Here is a 19488-nt window from a genome sequence, read left to right as displayed (position 1 = left end):
TCAATCAAATCGTATGGTCGGTGAATTCAACTCAGGCGACAACCGCCGCCTCGGCGTGCAACTGGGCGCGCAGGGTTTGCTTGTCGGTCTTGCCGACGGCGGTCAGCGGCAGCCGTTCGAGGACCAGGAAGCGGTCGGGCAGCTTGAAGTCGGCCACGCCCTGCTCGCGCAGGAACTTGCGCAGCGTGACCGGGCGCAGCGTGGCGTCGGACAGCACGACGCAGGCGCAACTCTTCTCGCCGAGCAGCTCGTCGGGCACCGAGATCAGCGCCGCCTGGACGATGCCGGGATGCTTCAGCAGCAGGTTCTCGACCTCCTCGGCGGCGATCTTCTCGCCGCCCCGGTTGATCTGGTCCTTGACCCGGCCGACCACGCGCAGGTAGCCGTCGGCGCCGCGCTGCACCAGGTCGCCGGTGGCGTAGAAGCCGTCGGCGTCGATCACGCGGGCGTTGTGCTCCGCCGCGCGGTAATAGCCACGGAAGGTGTAGGGGCCGCGCGTGGTCAGCATGCCGCTGACGCCGTCGGCCACCGGCTCGCCGTCGAGGTCGACCACGCGCACCTCGTCATCGGGGCTCATCGGGCAACCCTGGGTGGTGTAGACGTGTTCGTCGCTGTCGCTCAGGCGGGTGTAGTTGACCAGGCCCTCGGCCATGCCGAACACCTGCTGCAGACGGCAGCCGAATTCCTCCGGCACGCGCCGCGCCAGCGCCTCGGCGAAGCTGGCGCCGCCCACCTGCAACAGGCGCAAGCTGGCCAGCTGCCCGCGCCGGCCCGGCGCCGCCTGCAACCACAGCGCCACGGCCGACGGCACCAGCGCCGCCATCGTCACGCCGTGGCGCGCGATCAGTTCGAAGCAGCGCAGCGGCTCGGGGTCCAGCGCCAGCACCACCGTGCCGCCGGCGTGGAATACGCCCAGCGCGCCGGGCGAGCTCAGCAAAAAATTGTGCGCCGCCGGCAGCGCGCAGAGGAAGCGCGTGCTGTCGTCGAGCCGGCAGATCTCGGCGCTGCGCCGCACGCTGTAGTGGTAATCGTTGTGGGTGCGCGGGATCAGCTTGGGCGTGCCGGTGCTGCCGCCGGACAGCTGGAAGAAGGCCACCTCGGACGGCGCCGACGGCTGCGCCGGCATCGCCGGGGCGTCGCGCTCCCGCTCGACGGTCAACAGGCCGGACAGCTCGTCGGCATAGCCGTTGGCGCCCAGCACCAGCACCGTGTCCAGCGCCGGCGCCAGGCGGCGCAGCTCGCCGACGAAGGCGCCGTCGCCAAACAGGCCGTGGCCGGCCGCCGCGATCAGCAGGCGCGGTTGCAGCTGCTGGGCGTAGGACGACAGCTCCAGCCGTTGATGGCTGAACAGCGCGTTGACCGGCGCCACGCCGATCTTCAGCAGCGCGAAGAAGCTGACATAGAATTCGGCCACGTTGGGCAGTTGCACCAGGGCCGTGTCGCCGGCGCGCAGGCCGCGCGCCAGCAGCGCCTGGGCCAACCGCTCGGCCTGGCGCTCCAACTCGGCGTAGCTGTAGCTGCGCTCGCCGCACAGGATGGCGGCGGCGTCGGGCCGCAGCGCCACGTTGCGGCTCAGCACCTCGCCCAGCGACAGGTCTTGCCAGTAGCCGCGTTCGCGGTAGCGGCGGGCGAACTCGGCCGGCCAAGGGGTGAATTCGATCATGCCAGCTCCTCGCTGCGTTGGGTTTGCACGGCGTTGGCGCCGGCCTTGCCGTCCTGCGCCGCGGCGGGCCCGGCGGCGGTGTTGGCGGCAGTGTTGGCGGCGGCGGCCGTGTTGCCGGTGCCGGCCGGCAGCGCCACGCCGACCGCGTTGAGCATGGTTTGCAGCTTGGCCTGCGTCTCGGCCCACTCCGATTCCGGGCAGGAATCGGCGACGATGCCGGCGCCGGCGAACAGTTGAATGCGCTTGCCCTGGATGCGGCCGCAACGGATCGTCACCGCCCATTCGCCGTTGCCCTCGCCGTCGCACCAGCCGACCATGCCGCTGAACATGCCGCGCTCGAACGGCTCGACCAACTCGATCAATTTGCGCGCCAGGCGCGTCGGATAGCCGCACACGGCGGGCGTCGGATGCAGGCGGCAGGCCAGTTGCAGCGCCGTCATGGCCGGATCGGCCAGCTCGCCCTCGATGCGGGTCGACAGGTGCCACATGGCGGCCGTGCTGAGCAGGGCCGGCTGCGGCGGCACGTCCAGCGTGCGGCACAGCGGCGCCAGCACCCGCTCGATGTCCTGGATCACCAGGCTGTGTTCATAGCCGTCCTTGCCGGACTGCAGCAGCGCGTTGCTGACCTGGAAGTCCAGCTCGGCGTTGCCTTGCCGCTTGGCCGAACCGGCCAGCGGATTCGAATACAGGCGGCCGCCTTCCGTGCGCACCAGCAACTCGGGACTGGCGCCGACCAGTTCGGCGCCGTCCGCCAACGGCAGGCGGAAGTGGTAGCCGCTGCTGTTTTGCGCCATCAGGCGGGCGAAAATCTGCGCGGCGTCGACCGGCGCCGCCAGTTCCAGCTCCAGCATGCGCGACAACACCGCCTTGCGGATGTCGCTGAATTGGAAGTTGGCGACCACCTGTTGCACCGCCTGTTTGAAGCGGGCCGCCTCGGGCACGCTGTGCGCGCTCAGCAAGGCCGGCATCCGCGCCGGCGGCCGGCTCGGCGTCAACTGCGCGTCGAGCGCGTCCAACGCCGCCAAGGTCTCGCGCGTGCTCATCTCGTAACGCTGGGGAATGGTCAGGTAGACCGGCTGGCTCAGGTCGAATGGAATCGCCCCCACGACGATGGGCTTGACCACGCCACGGTTGCGGGCGTGCTGCAGGGCCTCGGCGACGGCGCGCTGGAAGCCCGCGTCGCCCTGGCCGTCGGCGTCGACCGGCAGGCGGATGCGCTCGGCGACACCCTCGGCGCGTATGCAGCGGTGGGCCGACAAAAATTGCATGCTCGCCTGCGCGGACAGGCGTCCCTCTTCTCCGCTTGGTACTGATATCGTCATCTCAATCCCTCCAATCAAAAAGGAATGCCCGGCTGCAGGGCATTCCATCAGGCGATCAAACAAGCGCCGTGTTTAGAAGTTGTACGTGGCGCTCACGTAATAGTTGCGGCCCAGCTCGTAGGACAGGAAGTCCTTGCTCTTCTTCTCCAGGTTCACATCGGTCAGGTTCTTGACACCGGTGCGCACCGTCAGCTTGTCGTTGACCTTGCCGGACAAGGCCAGATCGACGCGGGTGTAGGCCGGCAGGGTCTTGCCCAGGTAGAACTGCTCGCCGGTGTAATGGGCCGACAGCGACGTTTGCAGACGGTCCATCGGCTTCCAATTCAAGGTGATGTTGGCCAGGTTCTTCGGCCGGTTCTCCATCTTGACCTCTTTGCCGGTCTCGTCGGTGTAGTCGGCGCGCAGGCGGGTGTAGTTGGCGCTCAGCGAGACGTCCTTGTTCAGGTCGACATCGCCCTGCACTTCCAGGCCGCTGGTCTTGGCCTTGGCCACGTTGACCCACTGCCGGGTGTTGGCCACGCCGTCGTAGGTGGCGATGATCATGTTGTCGACATCGTTCTTGAAGACGGCGCCGCTCAGGTTCCAATGCTGCTGGTGCAACTCGACACCGAACTCGTAGTTCAGGCTTTTTTCCGGTTGCAGAGTCGGATTGCCGGCCAGGTAGCAACCGCCGCCGCAGCTGATGACGCTGTATTCCTTGCTCAGCTGATAGGCTTCCGGCGCCTTGAAGGCCTTGCTGACGCCGCCCTTGACGGTCACCGTGCTGCTCGCCTGATAGGTCAGGTAGGCCTTCGGCGAGTAGTGGTTGCCGAAGGAGTCGGCGTGGTCGGCGCGGCCGGCCAGGGTCAGGCTCAGGTCCTTGTTCAGGGCGATCTCGTCCTCCAGGAACAGCGCCTGGTTGTTGACCGTGTGCTTGCCGGTTTGCAGATAGGTCAGCGGGTCCTTGATGACCTGCTTGCGCAGGTCGATCCCGGCGCTGATCGAGTTGATGCCCAGCACGAAGTTGGCGTACATCTTGCCGTAGGTGTTCTCCTCCTTCAGCGTGTGCGACTGCGGCGCGGCGTAACGGCTGTTGAAGTCTTCGATGGTGACCTGTTCGCGGTTGAAGTAAGCGGTGGTGCTGCCCCAGTCCCATTCCGCCCGGTGCGTCAGGCCGAAGGTGTAACGGGTGATTTCCTGGTCGCGGTAGTCGCGCGATTCTTTCTGGTTGCGCGGATTGAGCGAGTAGTAGTACATGCCGCGCGGACGGTGGTCGTTGTTATAGCCCAGGTCGAGGTCGATGCTCTGCTTGTCGGACAACTGGTAGCTGACGGTGGACACCAGGTTGCGGGTGTTCTTTTCTTCCAGGCGCGGCGGACGGGTGGTGTCGTTCGCCGAAGTGGCGTACCAGGCGTCGCGGTCCGAGGTTTCGCCGCTGATCGACAGGCTCAGTTGGTCGTTGATCGCGCCCGAGGTGGAGGCGCCGAGGCGGTACTCGCTGCCCTTGTCGCCCGAGGCGATGCTGCGGTACTCGCCGCTGAGCGTGCTCTTCCAATCCTTGGTCGGTGTCTTGGTGATGATATTGACCACGCCGCCGATCGCGTCCGAACCGTACAGCGCCGCCATCGGGCCGCGCACGATCTCGACGCGCTTGATGCTGCTCAGCGGAATCGAGTTGAGGTCGAAATCGCCGCCGCGCCACAGCGCGCCGCCGGACGACAGGCGCTTGCCGTTGACCAGCATCAAGGTGTACTTGCCGGCCAAGCCGCGGATGACGATCTCGTCGCGACCGGTGCCGTCGGTGCTGTTGCTGACGCCGACCGTTTCACGCAGCAAGTCGGCCAGGCTGTTGACCGGCGACTTGGCGATATCCTCCGCCGTCACCACCGACATGAAGGCCGGCGCCGAAGCGATGGTGTGGGCGCGCAAGGTGGCCGTGACCACGACCTGCTCGACATCCCCGCTGGCGGCCGAACTCGCCGCATCGGCCGCGTAGACCGGTTGAAAACCAATACTTGCAATTGCCATCACCAACGTTTTTTTTGTAATAGACATCAACTCACCCAGTTGTTATTAAGTTACACATTAAAATGCGAATGATACTGATTCTCATTTATCATTGCAACAAAAATTTACGAAGTTGACATTATTTTTTTTAGGCAATGCCGCAGAGGCAAGGGGAAATGCGCGTTTTCAGCGCACGGGATGGTGATTTTGTCGAGTTTTGGCGCGCATTCTTGGAAAATGACGCCGAGCAGGCATACGTGGACATGGCGTCCGCAACGGCGCCGCAGCGCAGCATGCACATTACATGGGATGGCGGAAACGACAACGGGCGCGCGTTTCGCAACGCGCGCCCGTCGATCAGAGCTTTGCCGGTGGCAGTCCGATCAGTTGTGCACCGCGTTCAACTGGCGGGCGATGATGTCGTGGTTGAGCCAGATCACCGGCGCGCGCGGCGCCGACATTTCGTGGAACATCAAGGGCCCCGTGCCCTCCAACACCAGCGAGCTCAGATGATCGGTGATCAGCGCCTCGCGGGTCTTGTGCAGTTTGGTGATGCTGTCCGAGGTGCCGATCATGACCTCGGCCAGCTCAGGCGTGTTGTCCATCGGCCAGGCGGCGAAGTTGCGGAACAGGACGCTGGTGGCGTCGCCGTTGTAGGCGGCGATGCGGTCGAGTAAATCCTGCAACGACACGCCATCTTCCAACAAGCTCTGGCAAGTGTCCCACTGCTGCCGGCTCCAGGCGGCGCCGCCCTCTTTCTTCAGCGCGTTCAGCAGGGGGAACAACGACAGCTCGACGCCGACGAAGATATCCGAGGAGTTGGTGCGGATTTCCGGGCAGTTGAACACGCTGGCCTTGACACCCTTGGCCCAGGCGCCCTTGGCGACGTCCTCCAGGCGCATCTTGGCGCGGCCCTGGGTGTAGTTGCTGTAGGTCTGCCACTGGTATTGGTCGTCGATCAGGATCTCGGTGCCGTGGTAGCCGTAGGCGCTGTAGCGCGCCTGGCCGCCCTGGTTTTCCAGGCGGGCGCGGATGGCGGCGCTGCCGTCGATCAGATGTTGGAAGGTGTTCGCGGTGACTTCGTCGAAGTTCATCAAAATCAGCTTGCCCAGGTCGCTGTCGAGCAACGCCCGCGAGGACATGAAGCGCTCGCCGCGACCCTTGTAGATGCGGTTGGCGATGGCCAGGAAGACCTTGACCTTGGGAATGCCGCCGGCCATGGTGTGGGCGAAGTAGACATTGCTGCCGTCGGGAATCAGGCTGTCCAGCTCGGCCATGGCCTTGGCCACCGAGGCGCTGAAACGGGCCGTGCCGGCGGCGCGGCAGCGCTCGATCTGCGCCCAGTCGAGCTTTTCTTCCTGCCAGTTCTTCAAGGTCATGCCGGCCAGCAGCGCGGTCGGGGTCGGCTCGCCTTCCGGCGCGTCCAGATCGAAGCCGGCCATCAGCGGCACGTTGATAACGCGGCCGCCCAGATTCGCTTCGGCCGTCGCCAGTTCCTCGGCGTCGAGCGGACGCAGTTGCATATTTTCGTCGCGCCGGCCCACCGTCATGCCGACGATGTTCATGCCCGCCTTGCGCGCCTCGTCCAGCAGGCCGTTGACATAGCCACGGCCGAACAACTCGCCGAACAGGACAAAGGTGTCGCCCTTGCGGAAGATGTTTTCTTTTGGAATGTCTCGTAAGGACGTGATCTCGGTCATAGTATTCAATTCGTTCAAAAATTAACAAAAAAATCGGCAAACGCCTCGTCGACTGCTGGTCCAACAGCGCAGCCGCTAATTATGCGCCATTTTGGAGCAGAAACCCATGGGCGACGTGCGCGTCGGCAAGTTTGAGTGCGGAAATATTCGCTGTTGTATTTGCGATGCCGGCCTTCCGTCGAATCGCGCAATGTGCGTCAACACAACGATGGGCGCGCCGGCCCGACGAATCTTTTCCCATGTCATGCATCGAATTCAGTTCCGACACTAAGCCGATGAATCTAAAGGACAGTTTGCTTCGCGTCCGCGGCCGCGTCGGCGCTGGCGCAATACTCCGCAAATTCCACGCGGAAAAGCGATCAATATTTATATTTTATTTTTGCGCGCCGGCCTATTTTCAGGCTCTGCCGACAGTGCTATCTTGGTGACGTCAGGCCGTTGATCTCTCACTTGAAAGAGCAGCCAGCATGCAAACAATCACCGACATTTTGCCGCCCTCGATACAGCAGCTGCTACAGGAATGTCCGCTGCCGGGCAAGGCGCCACTGGAGATCCACGGCGCCAGCGCACTGGGTTACCAGCCCGGTGACAACTACTTGTTCCAAGGCTACCGTTACGTCCTCGACGCCGACCGCGATGTGTTGGTGCGCGAGGATGTGGACAGCTGGATTATTTCCCGTCTGCAAAAAATCAACTGCGTGTCGAATTGATCGACATCAAACAAAGCCTTATATCTATTGGCTTTCTTCAAATTCAAACGAAAAAAAGCGGCCCCGGACTCCAGTCCCGGGCCGCTTTCATTTGGCCATTCAGTTCGTTCAGAAGTTGCTGGAGATGCCGGCGTAGATTGTTCGGCGCGCACCATATTGAGGCGCGCCGACACCGACGCCGGAACCGTCGCGCAGCAGATACGAGCGGTCGAACACGTTCATCAATGCCAGACGGCCATCAATGTTGCCGAACAGTGTGTTCTTCCATCCCTGCGTCCATCCCAGGTTAAACGTCGTGTGGGACGGCAGCGAGGCGGAGTTCGGCGCGCCGCCTTGCGGCGTCATGCGCAGGCCGCTGCCATACAGCATATCGGCGTTGATTTGCGTCGTGCCGAAGTGGTAGTGCAGACCGGCCGACGCGGTAAAGGTTTGGTCGTGGTCGAGGTAGACATCGTGGTCGCGGATATAGGCCAACTCATCCGCATCGATCAGCGCCTGGCCGGAGACGATGTTGCGCCCCTGCGCCTTTTGCGTGGCCAGGTTCAGATAGCCGCCCCACTGCTTCTCGCTGTAGACGGCCGACAACTCCAAGCCCTTGGCGTACCCCGTCGCGTAGTTAAACGGCGACAAAATCAAGGCCTGGCCGAACTGGCCCTCGTCGAGCAGGTTACGGATTTTCTTGTAGTAGGCGTCGGCGCTCAGCGTCAGCCTGGCGCTGAGCTGGTGGCTCAGGCCGATGTCGTAATAGTGGCTGCGTTCGGCCTTCACATTGTCCGACACGGCAATCGACGGCGCGTTCGTCGTGTTGGCGTACAGATTGATGCTGCCCTGCGCCGCCAACTCCTGCGGCGGCGGCGTGAAGTAGCGCGAATAGCCGGCGTGCAGCGCCGTGTCCTTGTCCAGTTGATAGGCCAGGTTGATGCGCGGACTCCACTGCTGCTCATTGGTGTAGGCGTCGACCTTGTCGAAACGCAGGCCGTAGTTCAAGGTCAACGGCGCGCCGATGCGCCATTCGTCCTGTAGGTACAGGCTGTACAGCTTGCCGGTCCGGCTGGAATTGTCGACGATGCTCAGCGGCTCGCTACCCACTTGCGCGCCGGCATCGTCGGTGGCAAAGACACGCACCGTGTTGTCGCTGCGCGTGCGTTGGCGCGTGTAAGCCAGGCCGCCGCGCAGGGTATGCTCGGCGTGCAATTTGTAGCCCATGTCCAGCTGCAATCCGCTGGCCGAATTCGAGCGCAAGGTGTCCGAGGCGACGCCGTTGTAGATCAGGTCGCCAAGTGGATCGGGCAAATAGTGCAGCTCGGAATACTGATGGAAGGCCGACACCTGGTAGCTCAGCGCGCCCAGGCTCTTTTGCAGCGAGACGACGGCGAAGCGGTTCTGTTCGCGCTGCTGCTGGTCCAGCCGCGACGATGGCAACAGGCTGCTGCCGGCCGCCGCGTCGCTCTGCCCGGTCAACGAAAAAGCCGGCGCCTGGTTCGGATTGTTGGGAATCTGGAAGCGGCCGTTGTAGCTGCCGAACATCAAGCCCAGCCGGGTGTTGTCGTCAACGAAGTAGGACAGGTTGCCGAAGGTCTTGCCCTGGTGCGTGCCGTCGTGCAGCGCACGGCTGGTGGGCTGCGAGTTCTCGATGCCCAGGTCGTTCTGCAGATAACTGCCGGACAGATAGTAGTTGAAGGCGCCCTGGCTGCCGAACACCTCGGCGCCCGGCTCGACGTGGCCATGGCTGCCGATCAGCACGCCGACGCGGCCGCCCGGCTTGCCGCCCTCCTTGGTCTGGATGTCGACGATGCCGGCCGTGCGCAGGCCGAACTGGGCCGGCAGCGCGCCGGTCATGAAGTCGACTTGGTCGACCAAGCGCGTGTCGATGGACTGGCCGAAGCCGGTGATGCTCTCCGGCAGTTGCACGCCGTTGATGCGGTATTGCACATTGGCGTGGTCGTCGCGCACGTGCAGGCCGCCGGACGCTTTCGAGTCCTGGTCCACGCCCGGCAGGCGCAGCAACATCTCGTTGAACGGCGTGTCGGCGCCCTGCCCCAACGCCTCGATCATGTGGCGGTCCAGCGAATACACGGTGGTGCCTATCTTCGGCGACAACTCGATGCGCTCGTTCCTCAGATGGGCGGCGCTGACTTCGACGGTGGTCATCGGCGCCGAGGTGGACGCGGCGGATGCGGTGGCTGCGGATGCGCTGGCACTGGCCGCATCGGCGGCGCCGGCGATCAGCGTCTCGGCGCGCACGCCGCCGCCGGCGGCAAGGAACAGCCCGGTCAGGATCAACGGCAGGGGCCGCAGGGTGGGATGGGATGGAATACGTTTCATGGTGTCGCCTCTTGTCGATGATGGCGGCCGATTGGCATTGACGCAGCCGACCGCCGGAAATTCTGTGTAGATGGCCTCAGCACGCGCGCAGCCGAGCGCAGGCAAGCGCAAACAAGCGCAGACAGCGCAAAGGCTGGCCGGCGATCAAGGCGTCGCGGGTGCGGCGCTGCCGCGCGACAAAAAGGCGCGGCGGCAGCACATGCAAAGGCTAAGTGCTAAGTGTTATGCGGACAGGAAGAGGCGGCGCGGCGGCGCCTGGGACTGCGGGATCAGGAAGCTGATGCGCGCATGGAAGTCGTGGGTGATGAATTGCAACAGCGGATAGCTGGCCAAGCCCAACACCGGCGCGGCGACCGGCTCGACCGGCGGCAAACCGGACGGTATATGGTGGGCGAAGAAGCAACTGGCGCAATCGGCCTTGGCGCCGACGTGCTCGTCCTTGTGCTGACCCACGCTCAGCAACTGCAAGGCCAGCATCAACAGCACGAGCGCGGCCAGGACACGGTCGAGCCGGGTCTTGGTCAGGATGGTGCCGTTGAAATAGCGTTGCAAGCGGAACATGGGTGGGCTGGCCTTGGGCGAGCGGAAATCGGGAAATCGGGAAATCGATAGTTGCGCGAATTCTACGAGAGTTGCGGCCCCGCGTAAAGCGCTTACCAAACAAACAAGCTGGCCACGTGGGTCGCGCCCAGCGTGCGACATTCGACCGTGACACTGTGGCCAAGCTGGAATTGCGGACTCAAGGTCTCGGCCAGCACGAAGCGCGCAATGCCGGCGTCCAGGTCCAGCAGCTCCAGCTCGATCGCGGTGAAATCGAAGAAGCGCCCCACCACGCCGAAGGCGCCTTTATAGAAACTTTCCTTGGCCGAAAATACCAGCGTCAGCAGCCGCTCGCGCGCCCAGCTGTGCTCGAAGCGGCGCAGATAGTCCATTTCCCGCGCCGACACAGCCAGGCCCTGCAGCGCCTCGGCGGCGGCGCCGTCAGCCCATTCCTCGATGTCCAGGCCGATGCCGCCGTAGCGCGTCGCCTCGGCCACCACGGCCACCGCCAGACTCTTGCTGTGGCTGATGCTGCCGAGCGCGCCGGCCGGCCACAAGGGTTCGCGCTGCGCGCCGATGCCGACCTCCCCCTTATGCCCGCCCGTATGCCCGCCCGCCGGCCCGCCCTCCAAACCGGCCGCCGTCGCAGCCGGCGCCGCCGTCGCGCCAGACGCCGCCGTCACCGCGAGCGCGCCCAGCGCTTGCCGGGCGCACAGGCGGCCGTGAAAATACTCGGCCTGGCGCTTGCGCACACTGCGGGCGATTTGCGCCGGACAAGCCAGGCCCGCCTCGGCAAAACGCTCGACCGCGAAGGCGGCGATGTCGAACCGTGCCAGCACCAACGGCAACACCACGCCATCGGCCGCGCGGCGCCAGTCCAGTCCGAACAACTGGCCGGGCGCCGCGTGGTCGACAATATCGTGGTGGCGCATGTTATTTGATGCGGAAAATCACGTCGAGCGACTGCGACAATCTCAACGAGCTCACCATCAGCAAATCGCCACCCTCCGGCTGCTTGCCCTTCTGCTTGTTGGTGTTGGTGTAGTCGTTGACGGTTTGCAAGCCGACGGAGCTGGTCAGGTTCTTCAACTGGTCCGACGAGATCGCCGTCGCCGCGCCGGCCCGCTTGCCGACCGCGCGCGCCATCGTGTCGGCCCGGCGCTGCGCGTCCTTCAACGCCTGCGTCGCCAGTTCCATCTCGATCTTGTCGCGCTCGTCCGTGCCGAAGGTGACGGAAAAATGGTCCAGGTTCTTCATCGCCAGCAAGGGTTGCAACAGGGCGCGCCACTTGCTCAAATCCTTGACGTCGATGTGCACGCTACACAGCAGCTTGTAGACCTCGGCCTTGGCCTCGCCGCCGTTCTGCATTTCGCGCCGCACCCCTTTGACCTCGATATCGTTGGCGCTCAGTCCCTGCTGCTCCACCAGCGCGCGCAGCTCGCCGATGCGGCCGTCGATCACGGCGCGCGCCGCCTCAGGTTCGGCGTCGTCGGCGCTGACGTCGAAATCCACCTCGCCCCGGGTGGGCACCACGTGCACGAAGGCGGTGCCGCTGGCGTGCACGAAGGGATAGTCGGGCAATTGCGAGGCCTGCGCCAACAAAGGCGAGCCAACCATCAGACCGGCGACCGCGCACTGCTTGACGAACTGCTTGAACATGGCAACTCCAACGAGAATGGGAACGGAATTCTATGTTGATAAATTAACATCCGTCAAGCGGCCGCCGTATGTTCCTCAGGAACTCAACTTTCTCCTACAGCGGCATTGCGCGTGCACCGATAGCAAAAAGACAGCGCTTTGCGCATGATGAGCACACCTGCAAAGCGCATGTCGACAACATTCATGAAGCAGTCGGCGGGCGGCGGCGGGTCTATTTCAACGAGGAACACTATCCGCAAAGGAGAACAAGATGAGCTATTTGGATCGAGATGTTTTCGGCATCTACCGTGACCGCGACAACGAGGGACCGGGTCCGCGCCTGATGGGCGCCGACACCCTGATCGGCGAGGACGTCTACAACCAGCAGGAAGAGGATCTGGGCGATATCAAGGAGATCATGCTGGACATGCAGAGCGGCCAGATCGCCTACGCCGTGTTGTCCTTCGGCGGTTGGCTGGGCCTGGGCGACAAGCTGTTCGCCGTGCCTTGGCAAAGTCTGCAACTGGACACCGCCAACAAACGCTTCCTGCTCGACGTGTCCAAGGAGCGCCTGAAAGCCGCCCCCGGCTTCAACAAGGACGACTGGCCGGACATGGCCAGCAGCGAGTTCAGCAGCAGCATCCACGGCTTCTACGGCACCCAGCAGAACCGGGTCGGCGGCCTCACTTCCAGCGGCAGCGTGATGGGCCAGGGCAGCGGTTCCTTGCAAAGCGGCACCCAGCAGAGCAGCGGCCTCAGTGGCGCGCAAAGCCAGAGCGGCGGGCTGAGCCAAAGCGGCACCCTGTCGGGCGAACGGAAAGACGAGTACTAGGCAGTCGTAGCACCAAGCAGTCGTACAGTATGGACCGGGGTGGGCGATGCGTGGGCGTCGCCCGCCCCGCCCTGCGTCTAACCGCCCTGCGTCTGGCCGCCGTCCGCCTGGGCCGGCAGGGCCTGGCCCAGGCGCTGTATCGTCGCGACCAGCGCCGGCAAGCCGCCATGCAAGGCCTCGCCCTGCAACACGTGCTGCTGCCCGGCCACGCTGGCCAGCAATTGCGGCACACCGAAGCGGCCCAGGCGGCGCATGGCGTCCTGCGTGACGGCGACGCGGCGCGCGGTGGCTTGCTTCAGCGCCACATCGCTGCGCAAGCGTTCGGCGAACGCGGCCGCATCGATGTCGATGCCGGATTCTGCCGCCACTTGCGCCGCAATGGCGCCCAACACCGCCGGCTGCGCCGTGTCCAGGCCGTCGACATAGCGGCGCAGTTGGATCGCCTGCAAATAGCGCCACTCCAGATCCGCATCGAGTTCGCGCACGGCGGTCAGCGCATGGTTGGCCGGACCGGAGTCGAAGCGCACGCCGGTGCCGCGCAGCACCTGTTCGCGGTAGGCGCTGGTGAAACGCTGGCCGGTCAGCTGCTCGATGCGCTGGTCGTTGCGCCAGGCGTAGTCGGCCCAGTCGGGCGACAGGTCGCGCGCCCCCTCGTCGGCGAACAGGCCGGACGGCATCAACTCCAGCGACTCGGGAAAGGCCAGGGCCAGGCCGGAAATGGCCGGCGCGCTGGCGTAGCACAAGCCGCACAGGGGATCGAAAAAGTAGTGCAAGCGCAATGTGTTCATCAGTCAGACTCCTCGAATTCAGCAAAAATGCAATGAAGCGAGTGTAGTGGAATCGCGGCGGCGGAAAAACCGCGCGCCGGTTGACTGTTTGTTGCACGAATCGAACATATCCAGTCGATTGTATCGATCTGCGCGCGATGTGGCATGGCGCGACGCTTACTCATCGTCCCCACGCTCCACCGCTTGCCGGGCCGCGCAATTCAACTCCGCAATTTGACAAAATAATATTAGATAAAACTTTATATAATATTAACATATTGCTTTCCTAGCAAATAAAATTTGCGCCGATATGCGGATTTGGTATAACATCCGGAAATTGCAAATTAGAAACAAAGTCCCCCATGCGTTATGTTTCCGCTGTCGCCGCACTGTTTTCGTCCGCCCTGCTTTGCGCTTGCGCCACCCCGCCAGAAGCCCCGTACAACCCACAAAATTTGCATGACACGCCGGACCTGTCGGCCTTCCACACGGTCGAACTGAGCCCCAACGCCGGCGGCAAACGAGAGATCCTCGAAGCCCGCTACGTCGCCGACGGCGCCCATCTGGCGGTGTACAACGCCGTCGCCGGCGGCCCCGAGCGGCTGTATGTGCAGGCCGAGGAATGCCGCAATTCGGACGACCCGGACTGCCCGCGCCGCTTCGCCCTGACCGGCAACCTGAGCGCCTACTCGTCGACGCTGAAGTGCTACATCCAGATCCGCAACGACAGCAACAGCGGCTATACCGGCCAGGCGCTGCAGGGTCTGTGCCAGGACAAGTTCAACCGCTCCTACTCCATCACCATTTCGAAAAATTTCCGATGAAAAAACTCGTCCTGACCATCGCGGTCGCCGCCGCCATGCTGCTGTCCGCCTGCGATTCCGGCCCCTTCGCCAGCGCCGACGCGATCCGCACCCGCGCCACCCAGAACCTGACGCAAAAGAACTTCACCGAGGCGGCCAAAACCGCCGAGGAGCTGATCAAGAAAACCCCGGACGCCTACGACGGCTATTATCTGGCGGCCCAGGCCCGCGCCCAATTGGGCGATAAGAACGCGGCCCTGGCGGCATTGGAATCGGCCATCAAAAAGGGTTTGAAGGACGATAAAGACATCGTCAACAACGCCAATCTGCAGCCGCTGCTGAATATGGCGGCATTCACCGAGTTAATGGACAGTTCTTTCCCCAAACGCGAGAAGACGATTTTATCGGTCGGTGGCTCTAACGCCGCCGGCGGCGCCGTCGGCATCAGCGAGAGCAAAGAAAAAACCGTGATCCGCGCCGGCGACATCGTCGTCGAAATGCCAAAAGACTAATCCCTCCCCTATTGCGCCTCGGCCCGGCCGAGCAAGGAAAAACTATGCATAACGTATTGAAAAAGGCCATTTGCGTGGCCGTGGGTACCCTCGCGCTCGCCGCCGGCGCCAGCGCCGACGATTCGGTCATCGGCGAGGGCCGCGCCCCGCTGGGCGCCGGCAACGCCGCCGCCATCCGCGGCGCCGCCAAGCAGGAAGCCGTGCGCGACGCCGTGCTCAAAGCCATCAAGGACGCCACCGCCCTCGACGCCAGCGAAGAGCGCTTCGCCGCCATCGTCGCCGAGGTGTCCAAGCAGATGCGCGACATCCGCGTCACCTCGGAAGAGTCGGTCGGCGGCGAGTTCGTCACCCGCGTCGCCGTCAACGTCGACCGCAAGCAGATCAAGAACGCCATCCGTGGCACCGACCTCGACAAGCTGAACGACCGTTCCTTCGGCATCCTGATGCTGGTCGACGAGTTCCTCACCAGCACGCGCGACCTGAACATGCCGCTGGAAGAGCTGGTCGAAATGAAATACGACGCCGGTTCGTCCTTCCGCGACAAGTCGGTCCGCGCCTCCTCGGCCAGCGCCTCGGCCAACTCGGCGGTCGGCTACAGCGCCAGCGTCAACGCCAGCCAGGCCTCGGCCAGCAAAGTCAACGGCAGCTCGCAAACCGCCGTGGCGGCCCGCTCGGGCGACGAATCCTTCGCCGCCGGCAACCGCACCAACGTGTCCGGCAGCCAATCCTCGGCCGCCGCCCTGTCGGCCAAGGAAAACTACGCCGCCGCCTCGAATTCGAAATCGGCCAGCGCCTCGATCAACGCCCGCAACGTCGCCGCCTCCAGCCACGAGACGGCCAGCTACAAGAAACTGGTCAAGTACCAGGACACCTCCAAGCCGACCAGCCGTCCGCTGTTCCTCAACGAGTTCTCCGGCAAGCTGCGCGACTACGATCTGCGCCTGCTCGACTCCAGCATGGCCAAGGGTAAGTTCTTCGGCGACAAGCCGATCAACCTGGCCCTGCTGTCGGACAGCGTGCAAATGACCAAGTTCACCGAATTCGCCCGCAGCAAGGCCAACGCCGACTTCCTGATGGTCGGTTCGGCCACCGTGATTTCCGGCGACCGCAACCCCGCCACCGGCGACCTGGGCTGCGTCGTCAACGCCGAAGTCAAGACCTACGCCACCGCCGGCGGCGAGCTGATCGCCTCGATGGCCGAGAGCACCCAGGCCAGCGGCGCCAACATCGAAGCCTGCGCCGCCACCGCGACGCAAAAAGTGGCGCGCATGATGGCGCCGTCGTTCGCCTCGTCGACCTTGGGCTACTGGGCCGACCGCGCCGCGCGCGGCCGCCAGTACACCGTTGAATTCAAGGGCGCCAACCTGAGCCTGCCGATGCGCATGGCCTTCTCCAAGGCGCTGCGCGACGTCGACGGCGTCGGCGCCATCGAGAAGAAATCGGACGGCCCGGAAGGCGTCACCCTGACCCTCACCCTGAAGGGCAAGGGCGACGCGATGGAAGCCGTCTACACGGCCGTCGCCGCTCAGGCCGCCTTCGCCGGCAAGGAGCTCGACGGCAAGGCCGAGGGCGAGCTGCTGACCTTGTGCCTGAACAAATGCGGCGGCGCCGAGCCAAAAGCCAAAACCAAAAAGCAATAAGCGAACGCAATGAAAGCGCACATGTTCAACGCCACGTTCAACCTTCGCCCGGCCCGCCTGCTGGCCGCGCTGGCCCTGGCCGGCCTGGCCGGCCAGGCCGCCGCCAGCGCCGACGCCATGGTCTTCCCCGTCGCCGGCGTGTTCTGGAACCCCGGCAACACGGCGATCGACCAGCGCTTCATGCAGCGCCAGGACATCGCCCAGTTGTCGCAGCAGGTCAAGGCGACCCTGGATGCCGCCTTCGCCGGCCGCATCCGCGCCCTCAACAAGCAGTCGGCCGCCAACACCTTCGCCGTCTCCTTCCACCTGACGCGGATGGCCGCCTACTACGCCGCCAAGGCCGACGGCAACTACGAGCTGATGACCCCGGTCACCGGCAGCGTCTACTTCACCAACGTCGCCACCGGCGAGATCCTGTTCACCGCCACCAGCACCAACGCGGCGGCGGCCCTGCTGCCGGCCTCGGTGCTGACCAGCGGCGGCCGCCAGGCCGAGGAAGACCAGTTGTACGCCAAGTCGCTGACGGCGTTGATCGCCCAGTTGGGCAAGCAGGCCGGCGCCGAGTTCCAGCCGAAGACGATTGAAACCACCGTCACCGGCCAGCAGAACGGCTTGCTGCTGTTGTCGAGCGGCTACCGCCAGGGCATCCAGTCCGGCGACAGCCTGGACGACGACCAGTCGCAGAACATCAAGGTGGTCTACGCCGCCGCCGACTACGCCGTCGCCCGCATCGGCCTGGCCGACGCCATCGGCACCGGCGCGCGCTTCCACAAGTTCGTCGTCGGCAAGATCGACGGCCGCCTGCGCCCGCGCGCCACCGTGGTGATGGACCAGGTGCCGGAAGGCTTCTCGGCCGACTACCTGACCCAGCTGTTCTCCGAGGAACTGGCCGCCAAGGCGCCGCTGACCATGGTGCAGGTCAACTCCAGCTTCGCCGGCCTGCTCAAGGCGGTGGTGCAGAGCGCCGACCTGAGCAGCAGCACCACCAGCCAGCGCGACACCCCCGACCTGATCGTGCGCCTGCGCGTGAGCGACCCGATCCAGCACGAGACCAACACCAACCTGGGCTTCCAGACCAAGCGCGGCGTCCAGGCCAAGGCCTACGCCGAGCTGATCGACACCAGCGGCCGCGTGCTGTTCGCCGCCGCCGGCCACGACGCCCAGACCATCGACGTGGTGCGCGGCCTCGACCTGGCGCCGCAGGCGCGGCGCGAGATCGCCATCAAGAACGCCCTGCTGGCCCTGGCGCAAAAGATGGGCGAGATGGCCGAGGGCAAGCCCGACACGGCCACCGTCAAGCGCGCCGACGCCGACGGCGTGCTGGTCAGCACGCCCAACCAGGTCTACGCCAACAAGGCGCCCGGCTACGTGCTGCACCCGACCCAGTTCAACATCGCCGGCAAGAGCCGCAGCGTGCTGTTCCCCGTCTACGAGGCGGTGGCCGGCGCGCGCAACGGCGCCGACACGGCGCTGGCCACCCTGCTGCCATTGGGCAAGGGCCAGCCGGCCGTCCAGCCCGGCGACGTGTTCGAGGCCTTGCGCCTGGGCACCGCGCCGAAGTCGGCCACCGCCTTCACCTTGTGCCCGGACGCCGAGAGCCTGGGCTCCGTCAAGACCCCCGACTTCGAAAACGTCAGCTCGGTCGCCCTGGCGCGCGCCATGCCCGGCCCCTACTACGCCCCCGAAGTGCGCCAGATCGCCGACGCCACCATCCACGCCGGCAGCGGCTTCAGCGCCGCCATCAAATGGGACGTGCCGAGCGTCGCCCTGTGCGTGCAGCCGGTGCAGCGGGTCGACGCCGGCGCCGAGGAATGCGGCGACACCTGCCAGCGCGTCATGACGGCGCGCTACACGCTGCGCCAGCGCAAGGACGGCGCCGTGCTCGCCAAGCAAGGCCTGGAAGGCAACTTCAAGAGCACCGGCTACCAAAAGTCCAGCCGCGCCGGCGACGTGAACAAGCTGATCCTGCAGGACGTGCTCGACGAGGCCGACAAGCTGATGGGCACGCTCGCAACAAAAATCGTTTTACCCACAACCAACTGAAGAAGGCGACACCATGAACTTCCGCACCTCCGTACAAACCGCAGCCATCGTTCTGATCCTTGGCGCCAGCGCCGGCGCCCAAGCCGGTCTGGGCGGCCTGTCGCTGCCTAGCCTGGGCGGTTCGAGCGGCGCCAGCGTCGACGTCGACGGCTTCCTGAAAAACGCCGGCATCGCCGAAACCCTGATGCGCAGTTCGCTCGACCAGATGGCCTCCTCGCTGGCCTCGAAAGAAGAGATCGCCAAGATCGACGCGCTGAAAAAACAAGCCAGCGAAAAAACCGACGCCAAGGAAAAAGGCGCGATCGAACAAGAGATCGTCAAGTCGCAGGCCGCCCTGCTGAACGCCAAGGACTTCGACAAGGTCGCCAACGAAGACATCAAAAAGATGGACGCCAAGCAGAAGCAGAAACTGGCCGGCGCCGCCTCCAACTTCATCCTGGCCGCCTTGAAAGACAAGGAACTGGTCGGTCAATCGTCCGGCGTCATCAGCGGTCTGACCGGCAACCCGGCCAACCTGTCGAAACTGGGCACCGTCAAGGACGCCGCCGGCAGCCTGAAGAACCAGCTGGAACTGGCCGCCAACCTGATCACCAAAGTGCCTAAGGTCTTCAGCGCCGTCGGCGTGAAAAACCCACCGACCAAGGCATCGGACGCGCCAGTCGCCGTGCTGGGCGACTAAGTCGACGCCAGCGGCCCCAGCTCAGCGCCACAAGCGCTGACTGGCGGCGAGCGCAGTGAAAGAAAAAGCGGTTCAGCTATATGCTGAGCCGTTTTTTTTTGCTGAAGCTATCATTTCTCAGTGGCGCCAACAATCCTACAGGCATCCCTACTCCGTGCCGCGTCCTGACACTTTCAGGGCACCTCTAAAAACCGTCGTTCCCGCGAAGGCGGGAACCTATACGCCGCATGCCATCTAGCTGTTTAGATTCGTGTGATTATGCACCTTTCCGTAGCTGGCCCCTCTTCAAGGCACGGCACGTTTTGAGTACACTTATCCATCCCAACGA

General features: G+C 64.4%; 16 protein-coding genes. 7 read left to right on the top strand and 9 right to left on the bottom strand.

Translation table 11 applies throughout. From position 1 onward, the window contains the following. Window positions 1–31 precede the first annotated feature (31 nt). The 4 genes from H7U20_RS19045 to H7U20_RS19030 all read right to left on the bottom strand — a co-directional run bounded on the left by H7U20_RS19045 (window position 32) and on the right by H7U20_RS19030 (window position 6671). The gene (locus H7U20_RS19045; RefSeq protein WP_199760728.1) at window positions 32–1663 is read right to left on the bottom strand and encodes a (2,3-dihydroxybenzoyl)adenylate synthase; all 1632 of its coding nucleotides are present in this window, start codon (window positions 1661–1663) and stop codon (window positions 32–34) included. Further along, window positions 1660–2931 carry an isochorismate synthase gene (locus H7U20_RS19040; RefSeq protein ID WP_199760727.1) on the bottom strand — a complete coding sequence of 424 codons (1272 nt, stop codon included), beginning with the start codon at window positions 2929–2931 and terminating at the stop codon, window positions 1660–1662. The genes H7U20_RS19045 and H7U20_RS19040 overlap by 4 nt, the downstream gene beginning before the upstream one ends. A gap of 126 nt (window positions 2932–3057) precedes the next feature. After that, window positions 3058–4992 carry a TonB-dependent receptor domain-containing protein gene (locus H7U20_RS19035; protein ID WP_199760726.1) on the bottom strand — a complete coding sequence of 645 codons (1935 nt, stop codon included), beginning with the start codon at window positions 4990–4992 and terminating at the stop codon, window positions 3058–3060. Between the two features lie 362 nt (window positions 4993–5354). Then, window positions 5355–6671 carry an enoyl ACP reductase FabMG family protein gene (locus tag H7U20_RS19030; RefSeq protein WP_199760725.1) on the bottom strand — a complete coding sequence of 439 codons (1317 nt, stop codon included), beginning with the start codon at window positions 6669–6671 and terminating at the stop codon, window positions 5355–5357. A 467-nt stretch (window positions 6672–7138) separates the two neighbouring features. Between H7U20_RS19030 and H7U20_RS19025 the strand changes: the two genes are divergently transcribed. Beyond that, window positions 7139–7381 (top strand): hypothetical protein, encoded by a 243-nt coding sequence (locus tag H7U20_RS19025; RefSeq protein WP_199760724.1) that lies wholly within the window; start codon window positions 7139–7141, stop codon window positions 7379–7381. 108 nt (window positions 7382–7489) lie between these two features. Here the strand turns inward: H7U20_RS19025 and H7U20_RS19020 are convergent, their stop codons facing one another. The 4 genes from H7U20_RS19020 to H7U20_RS19005 all read right to left on the bottom strand — a co-directional run bounded on the left by H7U20_RS19020 (window position 7490) and on the right by H7U20_RS19005 (window position 11905). Beyond that, window positions 7490–9706, bottom strand: coding sequence for a TonB-dependent receptor (locus H7U20_RS19020; protein ID WP_199760723.1), 2217 nt, complete (start codon window positions 9704–9706; stop codon window positions 7490–7492). A gap of 222 nt (window positions 9707–9928) precedes the next feature. Further along, window positions 9929–10267 (bottom strand): hypothetical protein, encoded by a 339-nt coding sequence (locus H7U20_RS19015; RefSeq protein WP_199760722.1) that lies wholly within the window; start codon window positions 10265–10267, stop codon window positions 9929–9931. Between the two features lie 92 nt (window positions 10268–10359). Next, window positions 10360–11178 (bottom strand): 4'-phosphopantetheinyl transferase family protein, encoded by an 819-nt coding sequence (locus H7U20_RS19010; protein ID WP_199760721.1) that lies wholly within the window; start codon window positions 11176–11178, stop codon window positions 10360–10362. Window position 11179: 1 nt separating this feature from the next. Further along, the gene (locus H7U20_RS19005) at window positions 11180–11905 is read right to left on the bottom strand and encodes an SIMPL domain-containing protein (protein ID WP_199760720.1); all 726 of its coding nucleotides are present in this window, start codon (window positions 11903–11905) and stop codon (window positions 11180–11182) included. A 250-nt stretch (window positions 11906–12155) separates the two neighbouring features. Here H7U20_RS19005 and H7U20_RS19000 point away from each other — a divergent pair, with 250 nt between their 5' ends. Next, entirely contained in the window at window positions 12156–12716 is a 561-nt protein-coding gene (locus H7U20_RS19000) for a PRC-barrel domain-containing protein (protein WP_199760719.1), read from the top strand. 77 nt (window positions 12717–12793) lie between these two features. Here the strand turns inward: H7U20_RS19000 and H7U20_RS18995 are convergent, their stop codons facing one another. Next, window positions 12794–13504, bottom strand: coding sequence for a DsbA family protein (locus tag H7U20_RS18995; RefSeq protein WP_199760718.1), 711 nt, complete (start codon window positions 13502–13504; stop codon window positions 12794–12796). A 434-nt stretch (window positions 13505–13938) separates the two neighbouring features. Between H7U20_RS18995 and H7U20_RS18990 the strand changes: the two genes are divergently transcribed. The 5 genes from H7U20_RS18990 to H7U20_RS18970 are packed head-to-tail and all read left to right on the top strand — an operon-like array spanning window position 13939 to window position 19160. Beyond that, entirely contained in the window at window positions 13939–14307 is a 369-nt protein-coding gene (locus H7U20_RS18990; RefSeq protein ID WP_199760717.1) for a hypothetical protein, read from the top strand. Then, window positions 14304–14798, top strand: coding sequence for a tetratricopeptide repeat protein (locus H7U20_RS18985; RefSeq protein ID WP_199760716.1), 495 nt, complete (start codon window positions 14304–14306; stop codon window positions 14796–14798). The genes H7U20_RS18990 and H7U20_RS18985 overlap by 4 nt, the downstream gene beginning before the upstream one ends. A gap of 44 nt (window positions 14799–14842) precedes the next feature. Next, window positions 14843–16438 (top strand): hypothetical protein, encoded by a 1596-nt coding sequence (locus H7U20_RS18980; RefSeq protein WP_199760715.1) that lies wholly within the window; start codon window positions 14843–14845, stop codon window positions 16436–16438. Window positions 16439–16447: 9 nt separating this feature from the next. Beyond that, complete coding sequence (locus tag H7U20_RS18975; RefSeq protein WP_199760714.1) at window positions 16448–18481, top strand: hypothetical protein; 2034 nt, start codon at window positions 16448–16450, stop codon at window positions 18479–18481. 13 nt (window positions 18482–18494) lie between these two features. After that, window positions 18495–19160, top strand: coding sequence for a hypothetical protein (locus H7U20_RS18970; protein WP_199760713.1), 666 nt, complete (start codon window positions 18495–18497; stop codon window positions 19158–19160). Window positions 19161–19488: the final 328 nt, after the last annotated feature.

The organism is Rugamonas violacea (assembly GCF_016461825.1).
GTDB lineage: Bacteria > Pseudomonadota > Gammaproteobacteria > Burkholderiales > Burkholderiaceae_D > Rugamonas.
This window is presented reverse-complemented; position numbering and strand designations above follow the sequence as displayed.